The sequence below is a fragment of the Marinobacter sp. ATCH36 genome (assembly GCF_023555055.1).
In the GTDB taxonomy this organism is placed as follows: domain Bacteria; phylum Pseudomonadota; class Gammaproteobacteria; order Pseudomonadales; family Oleiphilaceae; genus Marinobacter.
On sequence record NZ_JAMJPL010000005.1, the window covers coordinates 106,543 to 132,397 of the forward strand.

Annotated in this window: 19 protein-coding genes and 1 tRNA gene; 15 read left to right on the forward strand and 5 right to left on the reverse strand. The window is 56.5% G+C overall.

Annotated elements, in window-relative coordinates; genetic code table 11:
* Window positions 1-27: 27 nt before the first annotated feature.
* The 11 genes from gyrA to pyrF all read left to right on the forward strand — a co-directional run bounded on the left by gyrA (window position 28) and on the right by pyrF (window position 13,399).
* A complete protein-coding gene (gene gyrA, locus M8010_RS15265) occupies window positions 28-2,610 on the forward strand; it encodes a DNA gyrase subunit A (RefSeq protein WP_250093308.1) in 2,583 nt (860 codons plus the stop codon).
* Window positions 2,594-3,676, forward strand: coding sequence for a 3-phosphoserine/phosphohydroxythreonine transaminase (gene serC, locus M8010_RS15270; protein WP_250093316.1), 1,083 nt, complete (start codon window positions 2,594-2,596; stop codon window positions 3,674-3,676). The genes gyrA and serC overlap by 17 nt, the downstream gene beginning before the upstream one ends.
* 2 nt (window positions 3,677-3,678) lie before the next feature.
* Entirely contained in the window at window positions 3,679-4,779 is a 1,101-nt protein-coding gene (pheA, locus tag M8010_RS15275; RefSeq protein ID WP_250093330.1) for a prephenate dehydratase, read from the forward strand.
* A gap of 28 nt (window positions 4,780-4,807) precedes the next feature.
* The gene (gene hisC / locus M8010_RS15280; RefSeq protein ID WP_250093334.1) at window positions 4,808-5,947 is read left to right on the forward strand and encodes a histidinol-phosphate transaminase; all 1,140 of its coding nucleotides are present in this window, start codon (window positions 4,808-4,810) and stop codon (window positions 5,945-5,947) included.
* A gap of 1 nt (window position 5,948) precedes the next feature.
* Window positions 5,949-8,177: a bifunctional prephenate dehydrogenase/3-phosphoshikimate 1-carboxyvinyltransferase gene (locus M8010_RS15285; RefSeq protein ID WP_250093342.1), complete on the forward strand. Its 2,229-nt coding sequence runs from the start codon at window positions 5,949-5,951 to the stop codon at window positions 8,175-8,177.
* Complete coding sequence (gene cmk / locus M8010_RS15290) at window positions 8,177-8,857, forward strand: (d)CMP kinase (protein ID WP_250093349.1); 681 nt, start codon at window positions 8,177-8,179, stop codon at window positions 8,855-8,857. Before M8010_RS15285 ends, cmk begins: the two co-directional genes overlap by 1 nt.
* Before the next feature lie 131 nt (window positions 8,858-8,988).
* On the forward strand, window positions 8,989-10,683 hold the full coding sequence (gene rpsA / locus M8010_RS15295; protein ID WP_250093358.1) for a 30S ribosomal protein S1: 1,695 nt from the start codon (window positions 8,989-8,991) through the stop codon (window positions 10,681-10,683).
* A 132-nt stretch (window positions 10,684-10,815) separates the two neighbouring features.
* Window positions 10,816-11,112, forward strand: a complete 297-nt coding sequence (locus tag M8010_RS15300) for an integration host factor subunit beta (protein ID WP_007154691.1) — start codon at window positions 10,816-10,818, stop codon at window positions 11,110-11,112.
* Between the two features lie 71 nt (window positions 11,113-11,183).
* The gene (locus M8010_RS15305) at window positions 11,184-11,486 is read left to right on the forward strand and encodes a LapA family protein (RefSeq protein ID WP_027831725.1); all 303 of its coding nucleotides are present in this window, start codon (window positions 11,184-11,186) and stop codon (window positions 11,484-11,486) included.
* Complete coding sequence (gene lapB, locus M8010_RS15310; RefSeq protein WP_250093373.1) at window positions 11,486-12,655, forward strand: lipopolysaccharide assembly protein LapB; 1,170 nt, start codon at window positions 11,486-11,488, stop codon at window positions 12,653-12,655. The genes M8010_RS15305 and lapB overlap by 1 nt, the downstream gene beginning before the upstream one ends.
* A gap of 33 nt (window positions 12,656-12,688) precedes the next feature.
* Window positions 12,689-13,399 (forward strand): orotidine-5'-phosphate decarboxylase, encoded by a 711-nt coding sequence (pyrF, locus tag M8010_RS15315; RefSeq protein WP_250093380.1) that lies wholly within the window; start codon window positions 12,689-12,691, stop codon window positions 13,397-13,399.
* Window positions 13,400-13,870: 471 nt separating this feature from the next.
* On the opposite strand, the gene M8010_RS15320 is transcribed toward pyrF, so the two are convergent.
* Window positions 13,871-13,946: transfer RNA gene (locus M8010_RS15320), tRNA-Asn, on the reverse strand.
* Between the two features lie 69 nt (window positions 13,947-14,015).
* Complete coding sequence (locus tag M8010_RS15325) at window positions 14,016-15,200, reverse strand: pyridoxal phosphate-dependent aminotransferase (RefSeq protein WP_250093384.1); 1,185 nt, start codon at window positions 15,198-15,200, stop codon at window positions 14,016-14,018.
* Between the two features lie 185 nt (window positions 15,201-15,385).
* Between M8010_RS15325 and uvrB the strand changes: the two genes are divergently transcribed.
* On the forward strand, window positions 15,386-17,422 hold the full coding sequence (gene uvrB / locus M8010_RS15330) for an excinuclease ABC subunit UvrB (RefSeq protein WP_250093606.1): 2,037 nt from the start codon (window positions 15,386-15,388) through the stop codon (window positions 17,420-17,422).
* Here uvrB and M8010_RS15335 read toward each other — a convergent pair.
* Window positions 17,419-18,537, reverse strand: coding sequence for a GNAT family N-acetyltransferase/peptidase C39 family protein (locus M8010_RS15335; protein ID WP_250093386.1), 1,119 nt, complete (start codon window positions 18,535-18,537; stop codon window positions 17,419-17,421). The genes uvrB and M8010_RS15335 overlap by 4 nt on opposite strands.
* 243 nt (window positions 18,538-18,780) lie before the next feature.
* On the opposite strand from M8010_RS15335, the gene M8010_RS15340 reads away from it, so the two are divergent.
* Window positions 18,781-20,280, forward strand: coding sequence for a RimK family ATP-grasp domain-containing protein (locus M8010_RS15340; RefSeq protein WP_250093388.1), 1,500 nt, complete (start codon window positions 18,781-18,783; stop codon window positions 20,278-20,280).
* Here the strand turns inward: M8010_RS15340 and M8010_RS15345 are convergent.
* Window positions 20,277-21,368: a cation diffusion facilitator family transporter gene (locus M8010_RS15345; RefSeq protein ID WP_250093608.1), complete on the reverse strand. Its 1,092-nt coding sequence runs from the start codon at window positions 21,366-21,368 to the stop codon at window positions 20,277-20,279. The two genes, M8010_RS15340 and M8010_RS15345, sit on opposite strands and share 4 nt — an antisense overlap.
* Before the next feature lie 492 nt (window positions 21,369-21,860).
* Here M8010_RS15345 and M8010_RS15350 point away from each other — a divergent pair, with 492 nt between their 5' ends.
* The gene (locus M8010_RS15350; protein ID WP_250093396.1) at window positions 21,861-22,892 is read left to right on the forward strand and encodes a quinone-dependent dihydroorotate dehydrogenase; all 1,032 of its coding nucleotides are present in this window, start codon (window positions 21,861-21,863) and stop codon (window positions 22,890-22,892) included.
* Between the two features lie 179 nt (window positions 22,893-23,071).
* Here M8010_RS15350 and rmf read toward each other — a convergent pair whose 3' ends face one another.
* Window positions 23,072-23,281, reverse strand: a complete 210-nt coding sequence (gene rmf / locus M8010_RS15355; protein ID WP_250093404.1) for a ribosome modulation factor — start codon at window positions 23,279-23,281, stop codon at window positions 23,072-23,074.
* Between the two features lie 320 nt (window positions 23,282-23,601).
* Between rmf and rlmKL the strand changes: the two genes are divergently transcribed.
* Complete coding sequence (gene rlmKL / locus M8010_RS15360; RefSeq protein WP_250093410.1) at window positions 23,602-25,785, forward strand: bifunctional 23S rRNA (guanine(2069)-N(7))-methyltransferase RlmK/23S rRNA (guanine(2445)-N(2))-methyltransferase RlmL; 2,184 nt, start codon at window positions 23,602-23,604, stop codon at window positions 25,783-25,785.
* Window positions 25,786-25,855 lie beyond the last annotated feature (70 nt).

Genomic DNA, 25,855 nt, shown 5'->3' on the forward strand with positions numbered 1-25,855 from the left:
CCAGCAAATGCAAAGGAACCTTTCTCGATGGGTGAGTTAGCCAAAGAGATCCTGCCGGTAAATATTGAAGACGAACTGAAACAGTCCTATCTCGATTACGCCATGAGCGTTATCGTTGGCCGGGCCCTTCCAGACGTACGGGACGGCCTCAAGCCGGTGCACCGCCGCGTGCTGTTTGCCATGTCCGAGCTCAATAACGACTGGAACAAGGCTTACAAGAAGTCCGCCCGTGTGGTCGGTGACGTTATCGGTAAATACCATCCCCATGGTGATTCCGCTGTTTACGACACCATTGTCCGTATGGCCCAGCCATTCTCCCTGCGATACCCGCTGGTGGACGGCCAGGGCAACTTTGGTTCCATCGACGGTGACAACGCAGCCGCCATGCGTTACACCGAGATCCGCATGGAGAAGATTGCCCACTCCCTGCTGGCGGATCTGGAAAAGGAAACGGTGGATTTCGTCCCCAACTACGACGGCACCGAGCAGATCCCGGAAGTGCTGCCTACGCGGGTTCCGAACCTGCTGGTTAACGGCTCCTCCGGTATTGCCGTGGGCATGGCGACCAATATTCCGCCCCATAACCTCACGGAAATCGTGAATGGCTGCCTGGCGCTGATCGACAATCCGGACATGACCATTGATGACCTGATGGAGCATATTCCGGGGCCGGACTTTCCCACCGAGGGCATTATCAACGGCCGCGCGGGCATTGTTGAGGCCTATCGCACCGGCCGCGGGCGTATCTATATCCGTGCCCGCCATGAAATCGAGCACGACAAGAAAACCAACCGCGATGCCGTCATTATTACCGAGCTACCGTACCAGTTGAACAAGGCGAGGCTGATCGAGAAGATTGCGGAGCTGGTTAAAGAGAAGCGCCTGGAAGGTATTACCGAGCTGCGGGATGAATCCAATAAGGAAGGCATCCGGGTAGTGATTGAGTTGCGTCGCGGGGAAAACCCGGATGTGATCGTCAACAATCTCTTTACTCACACCCAGCTTCAGACGGTCTTCGGCATCAATATGGTTGCCCTGATCAACGGTGAGCCGAAGATCCTCAACCTGAAGCAGATGCTGGATGCGTTTGTTCGCCATCGCCGGGAAGTGGTTACCCGCCGGACTATTTTCGAGCTGCGCAAGGCTCGGGAACGTGGCCATATTCTGGAGGGTCTGACGGTTGCGCTGGCAAACATTGATGAGATTATTGCCCTGATCAAGGCATCTCCGGGCTCTGCCGAGGCAAAAGAGAAACTGATGGCACAGGGCTGGGCGCCCGGTGACGTTCTGGCGATGCTCGAACGGGCAGGTGAAGATGCCTGTCGCCCGGATGACTTGCCGGAGATATTTGGCCTGCGCAATGGCCTGTATCACCTCTCGCCGGAACAGGCCCAGGCAATTCTGGACCTGCGTCTGCATCGCCTGACCGGTCTCGAGACCGAAAAGCTGCAGAACGAGTACAAGGACATTCTAGAGAAAATTGCCGATCTTCTGGAGATTCTGGGAGATCCGGACCGCTTGATGCAGGTTATCCGCGAAGAGCTGGAGGCCATCGTTACCGAGTTTGGCGATAAGCGGCTTACCGAAATTACCAGTTCCAAGCGTGACCTGACCATTGCTGATCTGATCGACGAGGAAGATCTGGTGGTAACCATCTCCCACGGTGGCTATGCCAAGACCCAGGCAGTTGAGGATTATCAGGCCCAGCGCCGTGGTGGCCGTGGCAAGGCTGCGACCTCCATGAAAGATGAGGATTTTGTCGAGAAGCTGCTGGTCGCGAACTCCCACGACACCATTTTGTGCTTCTCCAACCGTGGCAAGGTCTACTGGTTGCGGGTATTCGAGATTCCCCGCGCCAGCCGTGCGTCCCGTGGCCGGCCGATGGTGAACATTCTGCCGCTGGAAGAGGGTGAGCGTATTACCACCTTCCTGCCGGTGCGTGATTACCCGGAAGACCAGTATGTGCTGATGGCGACGTCGGCCGGTGTGGTCAAGAAAACACCGCTGCCGAACTTCTCTCGCCCGCGTAGCAGTGGTTTGATTGCACTGTCTCTCGATGAGGGCGATACCCTGATTGGTGCGGCCATTACCAAAGGGGATGCCGAAGTAATGCTGTTCTCCACCGCGGGCAAGGCCGTGCGCTTCAACGAAGAAGCGGTGCGCCCGATGAGCCGGACAGCCCGTGGTGTGCGTGGTATCAAGATGCCGGAAGGGCATCATGTCGTCTCGCTGATTATTCCCGAGGAAGGCGCTGTGCTTCTGACGGCCAGTGAAAACGGTTACGGCAAGCGCACTACGTTCGACGAGTTCCCGACATACAGCCGGGGCAGCCAGGGCGTTATCGCCATGCAGTGTTCCGAGCGAAACGGTAACCTGGTGAGGGCGTTGCAGCTGTTTGATGGCGACGAAATGATGCTGATCTCGGACAAGGGCACGCTGGTGCGTACCCGCACCGACGAAGTGTCGGTTCTGAGCCGTAACACCCAGGGCGTTCGCCTGATCAAGCTGAGCCAGGAGGATGAGCGCCTGGTGGGTGTTGAGCGTATTGCTGAAACCGATGCGGAAGATGAGACCGCTGTGGATGGTGAGGACGATGAGCAGGGCGTATAACTTTTGTGCAGGCCCGGCGACCTTGCCGGAGCCGGTGCTGCGGCAGGCGCGTGATGAAATGCTGGACTGGCGCGGCACTGGCATGTCGGTGATGGAAATGAGCCATCGCGGTGACGAGTTTGTGGAAATCGCTGAAACCGCCGAGAAAGATGTTAGGGAATTGGCCGGTATATCAGATGATTACGCTGTACTCTTCATGCAGGGTGGCGCTTCAAGCCAGTTCTCGACCATTCCGCTGAATCTGCTGGGCGACAACACCTCTGCCGATTATGTGAATACCGGTATCTGGTCGAAGAAGGCGATTGCCGAGGCCAGCCGTTATGCACAGGTGAACGTGGCGGCCAGTAGCGAAGCCAACGGGTTCACCAGCATCCCCGATCAGGACAGCTGGAGCACCCGTGCCGATGCGGCCTATCTGCATTACACGCCCAACGAAACCATAGGCGGCCTGGAGTTCGATTTCGTGCCGGAAAGTGGTTCCGTGCCCCTGGTTGCGGACATGTCGTCCACCCTGCTGTCACGCCCTCTGGACGTGTCGAAGTTCGGCCTGATCTACGCTGGCGCCCAGAAGAACATCGGCCCTTCTGGTCTGGTGGTTGTCATCATTCGCAAGGACCTGCTGGGTAAGGCTCTCAAGATTACGCCGACAATGATGAACTATCGGGTGATTGCTGATAACGATTCGATGTACAACACCCCTGCAACCTATTCCTGGTACCTCGCCGGCCTGGTGTTCAAGTGGCTGAAAGAGCAGGGCGGCGTCAAGGCTATGGGCGAGATCAACCATCGCAAGGCCAGCAAACTGTACAGCTTTATTGATGACAGTGATTTTTACGCCAACCCGATTTCCCCGCGATTCCGCTCCTGGATGAACGTACCCTTCACCCTTGCGGACGACGGGCTTAACGAGGCATTCCTCAAAGGCGCGAACGAGCGTGGTTTGCTGAACCTGAAGGGGCATCGCTCAGTGGGTGGAATGCGTGCCAGCATCTATAACGCGATGCCCGAAGCAGGTGTTGATGCGCTGATCGATTACATGACGGTGTTTGCGAAGGAGCGGGGCTGATCATGAGCAATGATGAGCAGGCCCGTCTCGGGCAATTGAGGGACGAGATCGACCGGGTTGACCGGGAAATCATGGACCTGATCAGCAAGCGGGCCGAATGTGCCCAGGAAGTGGCTCGCGTAAAGATGGAGGCCCATCCGGGGGAGGATGTGTTTTTCTACCGCCCTGAGCGGGAGGCCCGGGTGTTAAGGCGCATCAAGCAGAGTAATCCCGGCCCGCTCTCTGGCGAAGAGATGGCGCGCCTGTTCCGGGAAATCATGTCTGCCTGCCTGGCGCTGGAAAAACCCATGCACATCGCTTTCCTGGGGCCGATTGGTACCTTTACCCAGGCAGCGGCGCTCAAACATTTTGGTCATTCCGTGATCAGCGTGCCACTGCCGGCCATCGACGCGGTTTTCCGTGAGGTGGAATCCGGCGCGGCTCACTACGGTGTGGTTCCGGTGGAAAATTCCACCGAGGGTATGATCAACCATACCCTGGATATGTTCATGTCCTCGCCACTGAAAATCTGTGGCGAGGTCCAGTTGCGTATTCATCACCACCTGATGGTGTCGCCCAAGCATAAAGACCAGGACATTGTTCGCATCTACTCCCATCAGCAGTCCTTTGCTCAGTGTCGGCAATGGCTGGACGCCCACCGCTATGGCATAGAACGTGTCACTGTCAGCAGTAACGCAGAAGCGGCAAGGCGTGCAGCGGAAGAACCGGGCACGGCTGCCATCGCCGGCGATATGGCGGCGGAGCTTTATGGCCTGGAAGTGCTGGCGACCAGTATTGAAGACCGTCCGGACAATACCACGCGCTTCCTGATCATCGGGCGTGAGGAAGTGCCGGCCAGTGGCAATGACAAGTCGTCCATTCTGGTGTCCATGCGTAACAAGCCGGGTGCCTTGTATCAGCTTCTGGAACCGTTCCACAAGCACGGTCTGAGCCTGACCCGCATTGAAACCCGGCCGTCACCAAGCGGAACCTGGGCCTACGTTTTCTATATTGATTTTGAGGGTCATGTAGAGGATGAGCAGGTCAGCAAGGTGCTTTCCGAGATTGATGAAGAGGCGGTGGAGCTGAAGCGCCTTGGCTCCTATCCCATCGGGGTTTTGTAAAAAACACGAATTGCTGAGGAAGGGTTACATGTCGATTGATTACCAAAGCCTGGCGGTCAAAGGTGTGCAGGCGCTATCCCCCTATCAGCCGGGCAAGCCTATCGACGAGCTGGCGCGGGAGCTGGGCCTTGACCCGGAAAGCATCATCAAGCTGGCCAGCAACGAGAACCCGCTTGGCCCCAGCCCGAAGGCCCTGGCGGCGGTAAAAGACGCCCTGGGTGAACTTTGTCGCTACCCGGACGGCAACGGTTTTGACCTCAAGCAGGCGCTGTCTGCGCGTTATGGCGTCAAGCCGTCACAGATTACCCTGGGCAATGGTTCCAACGATGTCCTGGAAGTGATCACCCGGTGCTTTGCAGATCAGGCGTCGGAAGTGGTGTTTTCCCAGTATGCTTTTGCCGTCTATCCGCTGGTAACCCAGGCTATCGGAGCCACTGGCGTGTCCGTACCCGCCAAGGATTACGGCCATGATCTGGATGCCATGGCCAATGCCGTCACTGAACGCACAAAGCTGGTATTCGTTGCCAATCCCAACAATCCTACGGGTACGGTTCACGGTGCAGAGGCTATTGAGGCATTTCTTGATCGTGTTCCCGGGCGGGTCCTGGTTGTTCTGGACGAAGCCTACTGCGAGTACCTTCAGGGCGAGGGTTATGTGGATGGCCTGTCACTGCTGGCGCGTTATCCCAATCTGATTGTCACTCGTACCTTCTCCAAGGCCTGGGGGCTGGCATCATTGCGTGCGGGTTATAGCATAAGCTCATCTGATATTGCCAATGTTCTCAATCGGGTACGTCAGCCTTTTAATGTAGATACTCTTGCATTGGCGGCAGCGACTGCGGTATTGGATGATGAGAATTACCTGCAACGCTCCCGCGAGGTCAATGCCGAGGGCATGAAACAGCTTGCGAGTGCTTTCGATGAAATGGGGCTGGACTACATTCCCTCTGCCGGCAATTTCATTGCGGTAGATGTGGGTGAACAGGCCGGAGAGGTCAACCAGTTATTACTCGAACAGGGTGTGATTGTAAGGCCGATTGGCGGCTACGGCATGCCCAGACACCTTCGGGTATCCATCGGCCTGCCCGAAGAGAACGACCGCTTTATTGAAGCCCTGGCCCGTGCGTTGGACACCGTGTCATCCGCTGAATGCGGGAAAGGAGTCTGAGGTGCCTGAGGTTCAGCCACTGTTCCAGCGAGTTGCAATTATTGGTCTCGGCCTGATTGGTGGTTCACTGGCCAGGGCCATCCGCGAAAACGGCCTTGCAGTGACGGTTGTTGGGACGGATAAGCGTCAAGAAGAGCTGGCTCTGGGCAAGGAGCTGGGCATAATCGATGAGGCCGCTGGATCCATTGCCGAGGCGGTGGCTGGTAGCGATCTGGTGGTCCTGGCGGTGCCTGTCAAGGCAACGCGAACCGTGCTGGAAGAGATTCGGCCCCATCTGGGCAGCACGACGGTGCTTACGGACGTTGGCAGTACCAAGACCAGTTTTGTGAACGACGTGCGTGAAGTTTTCGGCGATCTGCCTGCCAACGTCATTCCCGGTCACCCAATTGCCGGTTCCGAGAAGAGCGGAATCCGCGCAGCCGATCCCGGGTTGTTTGCCAATCACAAGGTGATCCTGACCCCGGCGGACAACGTCAGCAAGCCGGATCTGGAGAAGCTGAAGGCTCTCTGGGGAGGTTGCGGCGCCATGGTGCTGACCATGTCCGTGGCCTATCACGACGAAGTTCTGGCTGCGACAAGCCACTTACCGCACCTGATTGCCTTCTCGTTGGTAGACACCCTGGCAGGTGAAGATGAGAATCTGGACATATTCCGCTATGCGGCGGGTGGTTTCCGGGATTTCACCCGAATCGCGGCCAGCGACCCGGTGATGTGGCACGATATTTTTCTTTCCAACCGTGATGCGGTGCTGCGGGTGATCGATCATTTCACTCATGACCTGGACCAGCTTCGCACCGCCATTGCCGATCAGGACAGTGCAACCCTGCTGCGGGTTTTCAGCCGCGCCAAAGCGGCGCGGGAACATTTTTCGAAGATGCTTTCAGGACAGGCTTACGTGACAAAAAACAGTCAGAAACAGGTAACGTTCCGTCTTCAGCCCGGCGGCCGTATTTCTGGAGAAATCCGTGTGCCGGGCGACAAATCTATATCCCACCGATCGATCATGCTGGGTGCCCTTGCTGACGGCATCACTGAAGTGAAGGGTTTCCTGGAAGGGGAGGACAGTCTTGCCACGCTTCAGGCCTTCCGCGATATGGGCGTGACCATTGAAGGGCCGGACGACGGTTTTGTTCGCATCCATGGTGTCGGCATCAATGGCCTGCAGGCCCCGCGTGGTCCGCTTTATCTGGGTAATTCCGGTACCGCCATGCGTTTGTTTTCAGGTTTGCTGGCTGCCCAACCCTTTGATTCCGAGCTGACCGGCGACAAAAGCCTGTCCAAGCGTCCCATGGGCCGTGTTGCGGACCCGCTGAGGGCGATGGGCGCGGTGATTGATACCGCTGAGGGCGGTCGGCCACCGCTGAAGATCCGCGGTGGCCACGCGCTGGCAGGTATTCATTATGAGATGCCGGTGGCCAGTGCCCAGGTGAAGTCCTGCCTGTTACTTGCCGGGCTTTATGCGGAAGGTGTCACCTCGGTAACAGAGCCAGCGCCAACCCGGGATCACACCGAGCGCATGCTGGAAGGCTTTGGCTATCACGTCCATCGCGACCTGGCCACGGCCAGCGTTACCGGGGGTGGGCGACTGACAGCAACCGCCATCGACGTACCGGCGGATATTTCTTCAGCAGCCTTTTTCCTGGTGGCTGCAAGTATTGCCCCGGATTCCGAGCTGACTATCCGCCATGTGGGTATGAATCCGACCCGCGTAGGGGTGATCAATATCCTGCGTATGATGGGGGCGGACATCGAAGTGCTTGAGGAACGTGTGATTGGCGGCGAACCGGTTGCCGATCTGCGTGTTCGCTCGGCGGAACTCAAGGGTATCGATATCCCGGAGGACCAGGTGCCCCTGGCTATTGACGAATTCCCGGTACTGTTTATTGCCGCCGTATGTGCGGAAGGCAGAACCGTGTTACGTGGGGCAGAGGAGCTTCGCGTCAAGGAAAGCGATCGCATTCAGGTAATGGCCGATGGCTTGACCATATTGGGTGTGGAAACCACCGTTACCCCGGACGGCATCATCATTGATGGTGGCCAGAACCTGAGTGGCGGCACCGTCAACAGCCACGGCGACCACCGGATTGCCATGGCATTCGCGGTGGCCTCATTGCGCGCCAATGGCAATATTGAAGTGACCGATTGCGCCAATGTTGCGACATCCTTCCCGGATTTCGTGGGTTTGGCAAAGCGTACCGGTATCAATATCTCGACCGAGGGGGCTGAGTAATGGTCGAAGACAAGGCACCCGTGATCACCGTGGATGGCCCTGGCGGATCCGGCAAGGGCACCATCACCCAGATGTTGGCCCGGAAGCTTGGCTGGCATCTGCTGGATAGCGGCGCGCTCTACCGTCTGACCGCTCTTGCCGCTGCGCAGAACAGTGTGCCTCTGGATGATGAACCTGCACTGGTGGAGCTTGCTGCCAACCTGGATGTTGCCTTCGAGCCCACACCCCCAGGTGAGCCGGCAAAGGTGTTGATGGGTGGCGCTGATGTGACGGCAGATATACGTACGGAAACCTGTGGGGACAACGCTTCCAGGGTGGCGGTAATGCAGCCGGTTCGCGATGCACTGCTTCAGCGCCAGCGTGATTTCCGTAAGCCTCCGGGGCTGGTTGCGGATGGCCGCGATATGGGCACGGTGGTGTTTCCGGATGCTCCGGTGAAGATCTTTTTGACGGCCAGCGCCGAAGAGCGTGCGCAAAGACGTTACAGCCAGTTGAAGGACGCTGGGGTCGATGTTAATATTGATGCCCTTTTAGAGGAGATACGGGTGCGCGATGAACGGGATATGAACCGCGCCGCCGCCCCGCTCAAGCCTGCAGACGATGCGCAAGTCATTGATTCGACGGGTTTGAGTATAGAAGAGGTGCTAGTCAGGGTTATGGCCGCAGTAGGCCAGGCCTGACTACACCTTTTTGTCGTTGAAATTCCGGATTCGGCGTTATCGGCCAGCCACTGGCTGAATCCGGATTGAAACTAACAGACCGTGTTGCTGGTAGCACGGAGTAAACTTGCGTTGATCACATAGGACACATAATGAGCGAGAGCTTTGCGGATCTTTTTGAAGAAAGCCTAAAAGAAATTGACATGCAACCGGGTTCCATCGTCCAGGGAACTGTCGTTGACGTCGATAACGACTGGGTCACCGTTAACGCCGGGCTGAAGTCCGAAGGCGTTATCCCCGCCTCCCAGTTCCTCAATGAAAAAGGCGAGTTGGAAGTTGCTATTGGCGACGTTGTTGACGTAGCTCTCGACGCTGTTGAAGACGGCTTCGGCGAAACCCGTCTGTCACGTGAGAAAGCCAAGCGTGCAGAAGCCTGGAAGGTACTCGAAAAGTCCTTCGAAGCTGAAGAAGTGGTTAAGGGTATTATCAACGGTAAGGTCAAGGGTGGTTTCACCGTCGATCTGGCTGGTATCCGCGCCTTCCTGCCTGGCTCTCTGGTAGACGTTCGTCCGGTTCGCGACACTGCGCACCTGGAGAACAAGGAACTCGAATTCAAGGTTATCAAGCTCGACCAGAAGCGTAACAACGTGGTTGTTTCCCGCCGCGCAGTTCTGGAAGCTGAAAATAGTGCCGAGCGTGAAGCTCTGCTCGAAACCCTGACCGAGGGTATGGAAATCAAGGGTATCGTCAAGAACCTGACAGACTACGGTGCATTCGTGGATCTGGGCGGTGTTGACGGCCTGCTGCACATTACCGATATGGCCTGGAAGCGCATCAAGCATCCGAGCGAAATCGTCAATGTGGGCGATGAGATCAGCGTTAAGGTTCTGAAATTTGACCGTGAGCGTAACCGCGTATCACTCGGTCTGAAGCAGCTGGGTGAAGATCCCTGGGTCGACATCAAGGGCCGTTATCCGGAAGGTACCAAGGTTACTGCACGCGTAACCAACCTGACCGACTATGGCTGCTTCGCTGAACTGGAAGAAGGTGTTGAAGGCCTGGTTCACGTTTCCGAAATGGATTGGACCAACAAGAACATTCATCCGTCCAAGGTCGTTCAGGTAGGCGACGAAGTGGGCGTGATGATTCTGGATATCGACGAAGAGCGTCGTCGGATCTCCCTGGGTATCAAGCAGTGTGTTAACAACCCTTGGGAAGATTTCTCCAGCAAGTTCAACAAAGGCGACCGTATCTCCGGCAAGATCAAGTCAATCACTGACTTCGGTATCTTCATCGGCCTGGACGGCGGCATTGACGGCCTGGTTCACCTGTCAGACATCAGCTGGAACGAGACTGGCGAAGAAGCCGTCCGTGAATACAAGAAGGGCGACGAAGTCGAAACCGTTATCCTGTCTGTTGATCCCGAGCGTGAGCGTATCTCCCTGGGTATCAAGCAGCTGGAAAGCGATCCGTTCGCCGAGTTTGTACAGCTGAACGACAAGGGCTCCATCGTTAAGGGCACGGTATCTGCTGTAGACGCAAAAGCAGCCACCATCACCCTGAACGATGAAGTTGAAGCTGTTCTGAAAGCCTCCGAAATCAGCCGCGACCGTGTTGAAGATGCACGTAACGCACTGAACGAAGGTGATGAAGTAGAAGCGAAGATCATCAGCATTGACCGTAAGAACCGCGTTATCAACCTGTCTGTTAAGTCGAAAGACGTTGAAGACGACAAGCAGGCACTGGAAGGTGTACGCGCGAAAACGGCTGAGTCTTCCTCTGGTGCGACCACCATCGGTGATCTCATCAAGGAGCAGATGCAGCAGCAAAACGCCAACAAGGAATAAAATTTCCGGTTGGTACGAAAAAAACGGGCTCTAAGAGCCCGTTTTTTTTGTGTTTTTTTCTGGTTTGGCTAAACTAGAGGAAAGGAGCTGGTAACCGGCTATCCGATAATAATGTAAAGAGGGATGAGCCCAATGACGAAATCTGAACTGGTAGAGCTGATTGCGTCCAAGCAGACGCAGCTTTCAGTGAAGGATGTGGAACTGGCTGTAAAAACCATTATCGAACACATGTCCCAGTCACTGGCGGATGGCCAGCGAATAGAGATTCGTGGGTTCGGCAGTTTTTCATTGCACCACCGCGCTGCCAGAACCGGGCGAAACCCCAAAACGGGTGAAGCTGTTCAGTTACCGGCGAAATTTGTTCCGCACTTCAAGCCTGGCAAGGAGTTGCGGGAACAGGTTAACGATAGCCTGAAAAAGGGTTTTTGATTACCCTGACAGGGAAAGACTTTAACCAGGTCCTGATTTAAACACTCAGGTCCGCTTGGAGCGTTGCGACTATGGCCGGATTACAGAAGGTCCTTCTCATTCTGCTGGTGTTGTTCCTGGTTCTGGTAGCGCTTGTCTTTTCCCTCAATAATCAGATGGCTGTATCCCTCAACTTCCTGCTTTTCGAGACCCAACCGCACGGTGTTGCGGTCTGGATCATTATGTCATTTGTGATCGGCGCTTTGATCGGAGTTCTGATTACTATGCTTGCAACCGTTCGTACATCGGTTTCCCGCCGTAACCTAGAGAAACGACTTGCTCGTACCGAGCAGGCATTGGAGAAATCCAGGGCCCAGAACGACCGGACACTTTGATGGATATAGTGCTTCAGTGGCTGCTGTTAACGATTGCGGTGGCTGCAGGTTGGTTTGTCGGGCGAATGGGTAACACGAGAGAACGCTCCAAAACGCCCATCTCGGATGAAGAATCCGTCAAGGACAGGCTGCAATTCCTGTTCACCAACTATTCCGACCAGGCGGTAGAGAACTTCGTTCAATCCCTTGCAGTGAACAAGGAAACGGTGGGCCTGCACTTATCCATTGGTGCGCATTTTCGCCATAAAGGTGAAACCGATCGCGCCATCCTTATTCACCAAAACCTGCTTGCACGTCCTGAACTACCACCCCGTTATTCTCAGCAAGTGACTTACGAGCTCGCTATCGACTACCTGAATGCAGGCCTGCTGGACAGGGCAGAGGCTCTGCTCCATCAACTGATGGGAGACAGGGGGTATGGCCGTAAAGCGTCACTGCAGCTGATTGAGCTATACCAGCAAGAGAAGGAGTGGGGCAAGGCCGGCCAGGTAGCCCGAACCCTGACCACCGGTGAGCAGGACAGCGGCATGTACAAGATGCTGGCTTACATCACCTGTGAGCTGGCGGAAAACGCCCTTAAACACGACGACCGCTGGATGGCCCAGAAGCTGGCGAAAGAGGCATTGGAATACGACGGTTCCTGTGTCAGGGCCACGTTTATCATGATGAAGCTTCTGGTTCGGCAGGGAAGTTACCGGGATGCGGCGAACCAGAGCCTTAAAGTCTTCGATCAGAACCCCGAGTTCAGCTCCGAGGCTGTCGACCGTTTAATGAAGCTTGAACGGGAACACGGTGACGTGGGGCGCTTGGTCAAGAAACTGGGAAAACTTTACGAAACGTCGCCCAGCACCAGCCTTTTGCTGGCGCTGGTAGAGGCCGTTGAACGAACCTCGGGTCGCATGGCTGCCATTGAGCTGCTGCGTCGCGAACTCGAGGTTCGCCCCAGTGTTCGCGGTTTGTTGCGGCTGGTGGAACTGGCAGGCTACGAAAAGGGCATGACCACCGACGAAGGCCGCCTGGTCAGTCGTATTGGTCACCTGATACTGGCCAATCGCCCTGTTTACCGGTGTGTGAACTGTGGCTTCTCGGGCCAGCAGCTGCACTGGTTATGCCCGAGCTGTAAGCATTGGGAAACCGTTCGCCCGATCCAGGGTGTGGAAGCCGAATAACCCGAACCTACGACATTCTGCAGGAAACCGACTGTGCCGACCGCCGATAATCCCCGAATCATTGTTGCTCTGGATTTCCCCTCCGATCAGCCTGCACTGGCACTGGTTGACCAGCTGGACCCGGCCAAATGCCGTCTGAAAGTCGGGAAGGAGCTCTTCACCCGTTCCGGACCGGCCCTGGTTCAGGGCCTTCAGAATCGCGGCTTTGAAGTCTTTCTGGACCTGAAGTTCCACGATATCCCCAACACCACCTCGGCGGCGGTGGCGGCCGCTGCCGATCTGGGTGTGTGGATGGTAAACGTGCATGCCTCCGGCGGACAAAAGATGATGACCGCCTGCCGTGACCGCCTGGAGAGTTTTGGTAAAGACCGGCCATTGCTGATAGCCGTCACCGTTCTGACCAGCATGGGTCCAGAAGATCTTGCTGGCATCGGTATCACCGATTCCCCGCAAGCCCAGGTTTCCCGCCTGGCAACACTCACCCGCAACTGCGGCCTGGACGGCGTCGTCTGCTCCGCACAGGAAGCCCCAGCACTGAAGGCAGAGCAAGGCGCCGATTTCAAACTCGTCACCCCGGGCATACGTCCGCTGTCAGCGGACAAAGGCGACCAACAACGCATCATGACCCCCACGGATGCCCTCAACGCCGGTTCCGACTACCTCGTCATCGGCCGCCCGATAACCCAGGCTGCTGATCCGCTGGCTGCGTTGGAGGCTATTCACTCTGAGATGGTTGGCCTCTGATTCCGTGGGGCATGCTAGTTCGGCCCCAGCCTTCTGGTGTGGTGCTTTGGTGCGGTGGGGCCTCCCTCTCGAAAACCGCTTCTAGTACATCCATGTACGCTTGGGCTACGCCATCCCTGGCTCCGCACATTTTCGAGAGGGAGGCCCCACCACACCCGTCTGAACCGTTCAGATATCGTGAAAACCCATTTAATTGGAATCTTGAGAACAGATCCACTGAGAGACAGTGCAGGCGATAACACAGGAGATAGAACCGGCGGGGTAGGACCACCATCCCAAAAATGTGCGGAGCCAGGGATGGCGGAGCCCAAGCGCACAGGGATGTGCTTGTAGCGTTTTTTGGGAAGGTGGTCCTACCCCGGCGAGGCACTTAACTGAAAGGCTAGGGCCCAACCCAGAAGACAAGCACCATACCGGAACAATAAACGAAAAAAGCCGCTAATCCAGAGGACTAGCGGCTTTTCGTAATAGTGGCTCCCCGAGCTGGGCTCGAACCAGCGACAAACGGATTAACAGTCCGTTGCTCTACCAACTGAGCTATCGGGGAACGTCGTCATGTGACGAGGCGCGTATATTAAGGTTACCCCAACGCCTCGTCAACCCCTTGCCGGAAATTTTAGTCCAGGGCCTTCTTCAGGCGCTCAATAGCCTGCTTCAGTGTGTCCAGACCGGTGGCGAAGCTCAGGCGCATATGGCCCGGCGCTCCGAAGGCGGAGCCTGGAACCAGTGCCACGCCGGCTTCTTTCAGCAGTTTCTCAGCAAACTCCACGTCATTGCTGACCTCTGAGTCCGCATCAATGGCACCCTGGAAGCTCGGGAACACATAGAAGGTACCGTCACCATGCAGGCATTCAACGCCGGGCAGGGCGTTCAGGGCTTCCACCAGGTAGTCGTGGCGTTCCTTGAAGGCGTTGACCATTTTCTGCACGCATTCCTGCTGGCCGTCCAGGGCTGCAACAGCTGCTGCCTGGGAAATGGACGCCGGGTTGGAGGTGCTCTGGGACTGGATCTTCTTCATGGCACCGATGATCTTCGCCGGGCCTGCGGCATAGCCAATGCGCCAGCCGGTCATGGAGTAGGCCTTGGACACACCGTTAAGCACGAAGGTGCGATCATACAGTTCCGGTGTCGCGTTCAGGATGTTGCAGAACGGTTGGCCGGTCCACAGGATCGGCTCGTACATGTCGTCGGTGGCGATCATGATCTGTGGGTGCTTCTTCAGCACTTCACCGATGGCCTTCAGTTCGTCCAGGCTGTAGGCCATGCCGCTGGGGTTGGACGGGCTGTTGATCACGAACAGTCGGGTACGCTCGGTGATCGCATTTTCCAGCTGTTCCGGGGTGATCTTGAAGCGGGTTTCCGCCGCTGTTTCGATGATCACTGGTTTGCCTTCGGCCACCAGAACCATGTCCGGGTAGGAAACCCAGTAGGGTGCCGGAATGATCGCTTCGTCACCCTTGTTGAGGGTTGCCAATGCGAGGTTGAAAAAACTCTGCTTGCCACCACTGCTTACCAAAATCTGGTTGGCTTCGTATTCCAGCCCGTTGTCCCGTTTGAACTTCGCAATGATCGCCTTCTTGAGAGCGGGCGTACCATCCACGGCGGTGTACTTGGTCTGGCCGTTGTTGATGGCTTCGATGGCCGCCTGCTTGATGTGATCCGGGGTGTCGAAGTCCGGCTCGCCGGCACCAAGGCCAATGATGTCCTGGCCTGCGGCGCGCAGTTCCGCCGCCTTGTTGGTGACTGCGAGGGTGGGGGATGGCTTGATCGCCTGTACTCGGCTGGAAAGTTGAAGGTCCAAGCTTGTGCTCCTTAAAGCTGGGTCTGATAGGGCTGCGGCGGCTGAAAGGTAGTGGATTACACCACGTTCAGGCTGCCTTGAATGGAACAAATGGTACCATGAAGCCCGCGTGACGATAAGTTTCTCTAACCCGATCGATCGGAGGATGTCTCCCGACTATGGCCACATCAGAAACCGGCGCACTCATGAAAGACGGCGCGTTCAAGGTGGATTCCCCGTTCCAGCCAGCGGGTGATCAGCCGAAAGCCATTGAAGGACTGGTGGATGGTATCCATTCCGGGCTGGCCCACCAGACACTGCTGGGTGTAACCGGTTCGGGCAAGACGTTCACCATTGCCAACGTGATTCAGCAGGTGCAGCGTCCAACCATCATCATGGCCCACAACAAAACCCTGGCTGCCCAGTTGTATGGGGAGTTCCGGGAGTTTTTCCCGGACAACGCCGTTGAGTACTTCGTTTCCTATTACGACTATTACCAGCCGGAAGCCTATGTGCCGTCTTCCGACACTTTCATTGAGAAAGACGCGTCCATCAACGAGCACATCGAGCAGATGCGCCTGTCCGCCACCAAGGCTCTGCTTGAGCGCCCGGATGCCATCATCGTGGCCACGGTGTCGTCTATTTACGGCTTGGGTGACCCCCAGTCTTACCTGAAAATGATGCTGCACCTGGACCGGGGTGACCAGATCGATCAGCGCTACATCCTCCGTCGCCTGGCGGAATTGCAGTACACCCGCAACGACATTGAGTTTCACCGTGCCAACTACCGGGTGCGCGGCGATGTAATCGATGTGTTTCCGGCGGAATCCGAAAAAGAAGCCATCCGTATTGAATTGTTCGATGACGAAGTGGAAAACCTGAGTTACTTCGACCCGTTGACCGGGGAAGTCCTCCGCAGGGTGCCAAGGGTTACCATCTATCCCAAGTCTCACTATGTCACGCCCCGCCAGACAGTGCTGGACGCCGTTGAGCACATCAAGGTGGAACTGGATGAGCGCCTCCAGCAACTGCGGGACAACAACCGCCTGGTGGAAGCCCAGCGGCTGGAAGAACGCACCCGCTATGACATCGAGATGATGCTTGAGCTGGGCTACTGCAACGGCATCGAGAACTACTCACGCTACCTGTCCGGACGTCGACCGGGCGAGGCACCGCCCACGCTGTTTGATTACCTGCCACCAAACGCGCTGCTGGTGGTGGACGAATCCCACGCTACCATTCCCCAGATCGGCGCGATGTATAAAGGCGACCGTTCCCGCAAGGAAACCCTGGTGGAATATGGCTTCCGGCTGCCCTCGGCCCTGGATAACCGGCCCATGCGTTTTGACGAGTGGGAAGGGATCGCGCCGCAGATGCTGTTCGTGTCAGCTACTCCCGGCAATTACGAAGCCGAACACTCAGGGCAGGTGGTTGAGCAGGTGGTCCGCCCAACCGGCTTGCTGGATCCGGAAATCGAAGTTCGCCCGGCCTCTACCCAAGTGGACGACCTGCTCTCGGAAATCCGGCTGCGCACCAACGTTAGCGAACGGGTGTTGGTGACCACACTCACCAAGCGCATGGCGGAAGACCTCACCGACTTCCTGATGGAACACGATATCCGGGTACGCTACCTGCACTCGGACATCGACACGGTGGAGCGGGTGGAAATCATTCGTGACCTGCGCCGGGGAGAGTTTGATGTGCTGGTGGGTATCAACCTGCTGCGTGAAGGTCTGGATATGCCGGAAGTGTCGCTGGTTTCCATCCTCGACGCCGACAAAGAAGGCTTCCTGCGATCCGAGCGCTCCCTGATACAGACCATCGGCCGAGCCGCCCGTAACCTTCATGGCAAGGCGATTCTCTATGGCGACCGGATTACGGGTTCCATGCAGCGGGCCATCGACGAAACCGAACGCCGCCGGGCCAAGCAGGCTGCTCATAACGAGGAGCATGGCATAACGCCCAAGGGCCTGAACAAGAAGATCGCGGATATCATGGAAGGCGCCGGTGGTGGCAGTGGCCGCGGACGTCGCAAGGCAGAGCGTCCGGGCGAGAAGGCCGCCGAGGAAGCAGAACGCTACCGCGCGAAGATGGGCAATCGCTCGCCGGAGGAGATTCTCAAGGAGATCACCCGTTTGGAAGACGATATGTACAAGGCCGCCGCCGATCTGGATTTCGAGACGGCTGCCCGGTTGCGGGATGATATTTCGGAGCTTAAAGAGGCTGCTTTGCGCACTGGCTAGGAAGAACGCTTGGGCCCAACAATAACCGCCGCCTGCAACGGCTGGTTCTTGCCGTAACGGGACATGCGGTCAAACACCCGGCGGTCGACCGGCAGGTATTGCTTGTCGGCGACGGTTTCGCCAATCTCGGTGTCTATCTCCGGGTCGTGGAGATAAACAAACTGATCGTCGATGGCGCAGACCGTTACCCAGTGCGGTACACGGCTGCGGTTCAGTTGCCAGGTGCTGATCAGGATAACCGGTACCCGGCCATCGTGGAGTGCGGCCTGCATGCCATCCAGGGTTAAAGGGTCGTGATGGAGTTCGATGCCGGTCTGGCCGATGTCGTGCAGAAATCCTTCATGCACCAGCTCCAGTACCCGCTTCTTATCGTCATTGCGAACCGTGTCCTTGAACAGCGCACCTTCCTTGCTGATATAGGCGCTGGCATGGAAACCACGGTGCCAGGCGGCGAGTGCCAGGCCATGGGGGCCGCAGCCGCCGTGGCCGGCGAGCATGAAGATGGTGGTCGCTTCGCGCCAGAGTTTCAGCTCCTCCAGGGTAGTCATCGGCTGCTGTTCATCCAGCGTTGCCATGGCCATGATCAGGGCGGCTGGCCCACAGGAAAATTCCGTGGTCTGGGGGTAATAGGGTACCGCCGGAAATTCCCGGGATGGTTCGTAGAAGAGTATGCGGCGTTCGAACCGCAGGGCGGTGCCGTGGTCTTCGTAGTAGTCACGGTAGGTTCCGAACTGGCGATAGCCGAGGCGGCGGTAAAGCCGGATTGCAGGGGCGTTGTCTTCCCGCACTTCCAGCCGCATGACGATACGGCCGGCGTCCACGGCGGCGGCTTCGGCTTCGCGAACGAGCTGCTCGCCAATGTTGCGTCCACGCTCGGACGGCAACACAGCAATAGAGTAGATCCGCGCCAGCCGGGTGGCAGCACTCATCAGTACCAGGCAGTAGCCCACCAGTCCCTCGCTGCACACAGCAACAATCAATCGGTCCCTGGGCATCTCCAGAAAACGGCGGAAGCTCCGGCGCGAGATGCGATCGTCGCTGAAACATTGGTTTTCCAGCTTTACCAGTGCGTCCAGATCATCGCCGGTGGCGTGACGAAATTTTAGTGAGGTCATAGTGTCAGGACTCTGGAAAACGTAATAAGTGACGGCTTGGCCGGTGTCAGCTGTGGCGGCTATTATGAGTGAGAGCCGACATTGCCGGTAGCGCGCAATTATGCGTAAAAGCACGCATTTCCTGCTAATTGTAGGCCAACACATTCCGGCGTATTGTTGCGACATTGTACAGGCCGGGTCATTACACCCTTGCCCTGTTCCCTTTCCGCTTTCCGGCACTGCCTTCATGGAGGAATGCCACTGATGTCACGATTGTTGATTGTTGTTGACCGGGCCAAGGACTGGGCGCCTTATTACCCCAGTGAAGACGTGCTGACTTTCGACCAGTATTTGCAGTTTACGGCGCCAGCTTCCAGCCGGGTGCGGGTGATCAACCTGTGTCAGAGTGCCCGCTATCTCAGCCGTGGCTATTACTGCTCGCTGCTGGCCGAGGCCCGGGGCCACCATGTTGTGCCATCGGTGATGACGCTGAACGATCTCAGCCGCAAGGGTCTGTTTTCCCTACAGTTGGACGAACTGGACGCCAGTGTTATTAACTGGCTCGAGGCGTCTGGTTCCGAAATCGATCCGGCGGCTGACGACAAGAATGCTACCCATGAAGTGCGCATCCGCACCTACTTTGGCCAGGCTGAACATGCAGACCTGAAGCCGGTCGCACGTGCACTGTTTGACCGTTTTCCGTGCCCGGTGCTGGAAGTGGTGTTCCGTCGCGGAAAAACCTGGCAGATTGTGTCCATGAAGCCGGGATGTCCGGCTGATCTCAAAGGCAAGGAGCAGGACGCGTTTGCAGCGGCATTCGACCGTTTCAGTAGCATGGTCTGGCGCAAGCCCCGTTCACGCCGTCGCTATCGCTTTGATCTGGCCATGCTGGTTAATGCGGAAGAGGAAATGCCGCCCAGCGACAAGGAAGCGCTCGAGAAGTTCGAGAAAGCCGGCAGGAAACTGGGTATTAATGTCGAGAAGATCGGCCGCCGTGACTATATGCGGCTGCCGGAATACGACGGTCTGTTTATTCGTGAAACCACGGCCATTGATCATCACACATACCGTTTTGCCCGCAAGGCAGAGGCTGAGGGCATGGTAGTGATTGATGATCCGGTGTCCATTCTTCGCTGCACCAACAAGGTGTACTTGGCGGATCTGTTGAAGAACAACAAGATTCCGACACCCAAGACACTGATTCTTTCGAAAGACCAGAAAGACAGTGCCGAACAGGTAATGCGTGAACTGGGTTTTCCTGTGGTCATCAAGATTCCGGATGGTGCCTTCTCAAGGGGCGTGACCAAACCAGAGGATGAAAAGTCCCTGCGGGCAGGTCTCAAAGAGCTGTTCAAACAGTCTGCCCTGGTGCTGGCTCAGGAATACCTGTACACCGATTACGACTGGCGCATCGGCGTTCTGGGCGGCAGGGCCATCTACGCCTGTAAATACTTCATGGTCAAGGGCCACTGGCAGATCTACCAGCACGGTGGTGCGGAAGTCGACAGTGGCGGTTTCGAAACCATGCCTACCTATGAGGTGCCGAGAAATGTGATCCAGGCGGCGCTGAACGCCACCCGCTTGATCGGCAATGGCCTCTATGGTGTGGACATTAAACAGTCGGGCAATCGGGTGGCGGTGATTGAAGTAAACGACAACCCCAGCATTGACGGTGGGGTGGAAGACGGTTTCCTCGGAGGCGAGCTGTACACCCTGATCATGCAGGAATTCCTGTCCCGCATGGAGGATAACCGACGCCGTTAGATTACCGGTTGATTATCGGTGTGGGCGTGCCAGATTCTCAGGCTACCGAACCAGGCGTACTTTCCCAGCTCCCGGCTGATCCGCTGAGCGTCCGGAAGCGCTTCGGATTCGGGGATCTCCATAAACAGTTCCATGTGCACCTTGTTGCGCAGGTAGTGCAGCCTGAGACGGCTATTCGCTGGCAGCTTTTCGATGTGCCAGCTTAACCGTTCACGGATCTCTTCGCGGGTGGGTAGTTGTTCTGAGGTGTGGGGGTGGTCTTCATCATTTTCTGCATCAATATGGAAATTGATGTCGAGGATATTGTCCAGCCGCTCACGCATGGCGGAAACTACCTTCATGCCAATCTGGTGTCCTTCGGACACGCTGATTTCCGGGCGCACGACCAGATGGATATCCAGCATAATGTCATGCCCCATTCGCCGGCTGCGAAGCTCGTGAACGTTCCGCACGCCGTCGATGTTCATGGCGACTTCACGAAGCAATCGGGTATCTTCCGGCGAAAGGCCGGTGTCCACCAACTCTTTGACACTGTCCCAGGTAAATTTCCAACCGATATGAATAATGATGGCGGAAATAACAACAGCAGCCAGAATGTCCAGCCACACGTAGCCGAGCATGGCACCGGCTGTCGAAAACAGCACGATCACCGATGAAAATGCGTCCGTACGGCTGTGCCAGGCGTTGGCAATGATCAGGTCCGAGCGAATCCTGATGCCAACGCGACGGGTGTAGCGGTAGATCCACTCCTTGCTGCCAATCGATACGGTCGCGGCTACCAGAACAGGCCATTGCGGGAGTTCGACAGCGCCTTCTCCCATGAGCCGAAGGGTATTGTCCCATGCTAGCGCAGCTCCTACCGCGATCAGAAAACTACCCAACACCATGGTTCCCATGGTTTCAATGCGCTGGTGTCCATAAGGGTGGTCTGCATCCGGCCCCTGGCGGGATACACGCATGACCCCCAAAACCACGAAATCCGACGCGACATCACTGAGCGAATGAATGCCGTCCACGAGCAGAGCCTGGGAATGGAAGAGTGTGCCGCCGATTATTTTTATGGCACCCAGAAAAGCGTCCAGAAGCATGCCGATCACGGTCACTCTCGAAGCGGCCCTGCGCTCTTCTGACAGGTTTTCCCCATGGCGTAAGGGCGGGGTCTGGTGGTCTTTCAAAATTTTGCTCCCATGGCTTGGAAAACCAGTATACCGATATTATTGCCAAGCTTTGCAAGGATCTTCCGATGACCAATCTGGATGATTTATGCACATCGTCGGGAATTGGCTTCAAGCTAGCCTCTGGTGTGTCATCTGCTTTACGAATCAGAAAAAATGAGTCAACTTGCTGATATATATAATAAAATAAACTGGTTAAAAAATGATCAATCTGTAGACTGGCGCGGATATCAAGGGTTCGACGGCGTTGCTCCGCGATTTTCAACAGGGTTATCCACAGATTCCGTGGAAAAGGTCACAACACCTTAACGCTACAGACATTTTTCTGTCATATGAGTCGCGTAAGGCGATGCTGTGGAAAAGTTCCGGTATACTCCGCGTCATTCTCGATCAGGGAGATTCTGTATGTATGGGATTATGCGTGAATTGTTGTTCCGACTGCCACCGGAAACCGCTCATGATCTGACTCTGTCTGGCCTGGATATCGCTGGAAAACTTGGGCTGCTGAAAGCGCTGGTCAGCGAGCCGGATCCGCTGCCCGTACGGGTGATGGGAATTGATTTTCCCAATCCGGTTGGCCTTGCTGCAGGCCTGGACAAGAATGCAGATCATCTCGATGCTCTGGGCGCACTGGGTTTCGGATTTATAGAGGTGGGCACCGTTACGCCACTTGCCCAACCGGGTAACCCCAAGCCGCGCATGTACAGGCTTCCCGAGCATCAGGCAATTATCAATCGAATGGGTTTTAACAACCAGGGGCTGGAACATTTGCTGGCGCGGGTGGATAAGCGACGCTATTCCGGTGTGTTGGGTATTAACGTGGGGAAGAATAAGGCGACGCCCAATGAGGAATCCGAATTGGACTATCGCAAAGGCATCGCAGCTGTGTATTCCCGTGCGGATTACATTACCGTGAATGTGTCATCTCCCAATACGCCCGGGCTGCGGGACCTTCAGTTCGGGGATTCATTAAAGGGGCTGATGCATGCCATCAAGGACGAGCAGGCGCGCTGTGAAAAAACGCATGGCCGTTACGTGCCGTTGGCGGTGAAGATTGCTCCTGACATGGACGACGAAGGAATCCGCTTTGTCGCCGCAGCATTGAAAGAGTCAGGGCTTGATGGAGTGATTGCAACGAATACAACCATCAGCCGTGACGCAGTTGCCGGGCACCGGCACGCGGAAGAGGCAGGTGGACTGAGTGGAGCACCCGTGCGGGAACCTTCAACACGTGTAATCCAGGCCCTCTATGCAGAACTTGGTGAGGTGCTGCCCATTATCGGGGTAGGTGGCATTACCGACGGTGATAGTGCAGCGGAAAAGGTTCGCGCAGGGGCAAAGTTGGTGCAGGTATACACCGGCTTTATCTATCGCGGTCCGGCGCTGATCAGGGAGTCGGTCGAGGCGATTCGTCAACTGGGGGTAAAAGCAGGCTGAAAACGGCAGGGCCAATAATAAAGTGGGCCCGCTTAGCGGGCCCGTGCGGGGAACTTACCCCGTGGCGCTTCATCGCATGATACGGGTCGGGAGGACCCGTTTGGTTTGCTCTGAGTACTGCGTCAAATTGTATGTTGTTAAAAGATCAGATTAAAGATTCGGGACTTTGGCAAATAGCGTCATGCCGTTACGTTCGACAGTCTGTGGATACCGGATACGCCGGTCATGCCCTCCCATTGATCTGTGCGGCCTTCTCGCCACCCGTTGAGCCATTCCTGGCGAACTTCCGGTTGTTCCAACGGGCAGCTGTCTTTTGCTTTACCGGACACGCCGGCCAGATAGCCCCGTTTGTATGCACGAGCGTACATGTCTCTTTTCTGTCTTTTCATGCCGTTCCTCACTAATGGATTAACAGAACAAGCGTGTACACATCTGCAGTGGCCGAGACTCTGGGCAACCCTTCCGGGGTAACCCACTATTGTCAGGTGTGGCCAGAGCAGTCAGGATCCTGTTAACAGAGAGCGTTTTTTGGCTCCCCGGAACGACGCGTCACTTACAAGGTAAGACCAAGCCGACGCCGTTGTACACTAATTATTTAATCTATATGAAGCTTTTCTTATAGTTGTGTGACATAAAAAAACCGGTAAAACCCGGGACAATGCGCTATTCCGCGACTTTAGCTCCATCAGCAACGACCCAGGAGTCGAACGTGTCAGACCTTAACTTTTTCGTAACCTGCCCCAAGGGCCTGGAATATTTGCTGGAGGACGAGTTGCGTACCTTTGGTATGGATCCGGTCCGGAACGCGCCGGCAGGTGTCTGGGCCAATGGCACACTGGAGAGCGGTTACCGTGCCTGCCTGTGGTCGAGGCTGGCCAACCGGGTCATTCTTCATCTGGCGGATGTGGACGCAACCTCCGGCGATCAGATGCTGGGTGGTGTGACGGATCTGGAGTGGCAGCAGCACATTCCCGTGAATGGCAGTTTTCGCGTCAACTTTGTAGGCCAGAACGAGGCGATCCGTAACACCCAATTTGGTGCCCAGCGTGTAAAGGACGGCATTGTTGACCGCTTGCGCAGCGCCAGCGGACAGCGGCCTTCTGTGGATGCGAAAAATCCCGATGTCACCGTCTCCGCCCGACTGAATCGCGGCAAATTGTCGGTAGGCATTGATCTGAGCGGCGACAGCCTTCACAAGCGGGGCTACCGGACAGAGAAGGGTGCTGCGCCTTTGAAAGAAAACCTGGCGGCTGCTTTGTTGACCCGATGCGGCTGGCCGGAGATTGCAAAAGCCGGTGGTGATTTCGTCGACCCCATGTGTGGTTCCGGCACATTGGTGATTGAGGCCGCGATGATGGCTCTGGATATGGCGCCGGGCCGTAAGCGAGAGCGCTTTGGCTTTGAACGCTGGCCAGGCCATCAGCCGGACCTGTGGCTATCGTTGCGCCAGGAAGCAGAGAAGCGCGCATACGAAGGTAAGCAGGGCATCGAAGGCCGTATGCCCTTATTCCATGGTTTTGATCAGGACCGCAGTGTGATTCAGACTGCAAAACATAACCTGCAGCGTGCAGGCCTTGAAGGCATCGTAACCGTTGAACGGCGGGCCATCGACGAATTTATCCGTAATGAGAGCTGGGCCGAAACTGGCCTGGTGTTGGTAAATCCTCCCTACGGTGAGCGCCTGAGTGAGCGCAAGGAGCTGGGTAGTCTTTACCGAAGCCTGGGCGAAGCGGTGAAGTCTGCATTGCCGGGCTGGCGGCTGGGGGTGTTCACCGGTGCGCCCGAATACGGCAAATCCGTAGGCCTGCGCAGCTACAAACAGTATCGCCTCTACAATGGCAAGTTGCCGGCTCAGCTATTGCTTTTTAACGTCGACGACGTCAGCGCAATGACGCCGCGAGAGCCGGATGTGCCAGGTCAGTTGACCCCCCGTATTGCCAATGAAGAACGTGCGGCCATGCTGCGCAATCGGCTGAAGAAAAACCTGAAGACGGTGGGGCAGTGGGCCCGCAAGCAGGGCATTGGTTGCTACCGACTGTACGACGCCGATATGCCGGAGTTCGCCCTGGCCATTGATATCTACGAAGGGCGCGTTCACGTCCAGGAGTATGCGGCGCCCAAGTCGGTGGATGATCGCTCCGCAAGGGAGAGGCTGGCAGAAGCAATGGCGGTTATTCCCGAGGCCATCGGTGTTGAGAGGGAAGCGATGGTCTGCAAGCAACGTCAGCGCCAGGCCGGCACCAGTCAGTACGAGAAACAGGCGGCCAGCGGTGAGTTTTTCAATGTGCATGAACATGGCTGCGTACTGAAGGTAAATCTCAAGGATTATCTGGATACCGGTTTGTTTCTGGACCATCGTCCGGTGCGGCATTGGATTCAACAAAATGCGACCGGCAAGCGGTTCCTGAACCTGTTCTGCTATACCGGTGCAGCCACGGTTCACGCAGCGGTGGGTGGAGCGACCCGCTCTCTGAGTCTGGATATGTCGAAAACCTACGTGAACTGGGCACAGGAGAATCTTGCGCTCAACGATGTGGATGCGTCCCATCATCGTGTGGAGCAGGCAGATTGCCTGGCATGGCTGGCGGCGAGGACCTCCGGTGATCAGCGCTTTGACCTGATCTTTATGGACCCGCCTACCTTTTCGAATTCAGCCCGAATGGCTGGCGTACTGGACGTTCAGAAGGACCATGGCAGGCTGATACGCCAGGCTATGCAGCGGTTAACGTCCGAGGGACTGTTGGTTTTCTCGACCAACTTCAGACGCTTCAAGCTGGATGAGGGCCTGGAGGAAGAGTTTGCGATTGAAGAGGTAACCCGCGACACACTCGACCGGGATTTTCAGCGTAATGCGCGGATTCACCGGTGTTGGCACATCAGAACTCGTATTTGAGGCCTGTGGAGAGCGGTCGTCCGGGGCGGTCTCCCGGGCCTTGCCGAGGGTTGTCAGCCCGGCCTCGCCC

Bases quoted from the DNA above. Each gene is read 5' to 3' on its own strand.
- hisC (WP_250093334.1), top strand. From the start codon at position 4,808: ATGTCGATTGATTACCAAAGCCTGGCGGTCAAAGGTGTGCAGGCGCTA.
- M8010_RS15350 (WP_250093396.1), top strand. From the start codon at position 21,861: ATGTATGGGATTATGCGTGAATTGTTGTTCCGACTGCCACCGGAAACC.
- M8010_RS15335 (WP_250093386.1), bottom strand. From the start codon at position 18,537: ATGACCTCACTAAAATTTCGTCACGCCACCGGCGATGATCTGGACGCA.
- M8010_RS15305 (WP_027831725.1), top strand. From the start codon at position 11,184: ATGGCCGGATTACAGAAGGTCCTTCTCATTCTGCTGGTGTTGTTCCTG.
- cmk (WP_250093349.1), top strand. From the start codon at position 8,177: ATGGTCGAAGACAAGGCACCCGTGATCACCGTGGATGGCCCTGGCGGA.
- lapB (WP_250093373.1), top strand. From the start codon at position 11,486: ATGGATATAGTGCTTCAGTGGCTGCTGTTAACGATTGCGGTGGCTGCA.
- serC (WP_250093316.1), top strand. From the start codon at position 2,594: ATGAGCAGGGCGTATAACTTTTGTGCAGGCCCGGCGACCTTGCCGGAG.
- M8010_RS15345 (WP_250093608.1), bottom strand. From the start codon at position 21,368: ATGCTTCTGGACGCTTTTCTGGGTGCCATAAAAATAATCGGCGGCACA.
- rmf (WP_250093404.1), bottom strand. From the start codon at position 23,281: ATGAAAAGACAGAAAAGAGACATGTACGCTCGTGCATACAAACGGGGC.
- M8010_RS15340 (WP_250093388.1), top strand. From the start codon at position 18,781: ATGTCACGATTGTTGATTGTTGTTGACCGGGCCAAGGACTGGGCGCCT.
- pheA (WP_250093330.1), top strand. From the start codon at position 3,679: ATGAGCAATGATGAGCAGGCCCGTCTCGGGCAATTGAGGGACGAGATC.
- M8010_RS15300 (WP_007154691.1), top strand. From the start codon at position 10,816: ATGACGAAATCTGAACTGGTAGAGCTGATTGCGTCCAAGCAGACGCAG.
- gyrA (WP_250093308.1), top strand. From the start codon at position 28: ATGGGTGAGTTAGCCAAAGAGATCCTGCCGGTAAATATTGAAGACGAA.
- rpsA (WP_250093358.1), top strand. From the start codon at position 8,989: ATGAGCGAGAGCTTTGCGGATCTTTTTGAAGAAAGCCTAAAAGAAATT.
- uvrB (WP_250093606.1), top strand. From the start codon at position 15,386: ATGAAAGACGGCGCGTTCAAGGTGGATTCCCCGTTCCAGCCAGCGGGT.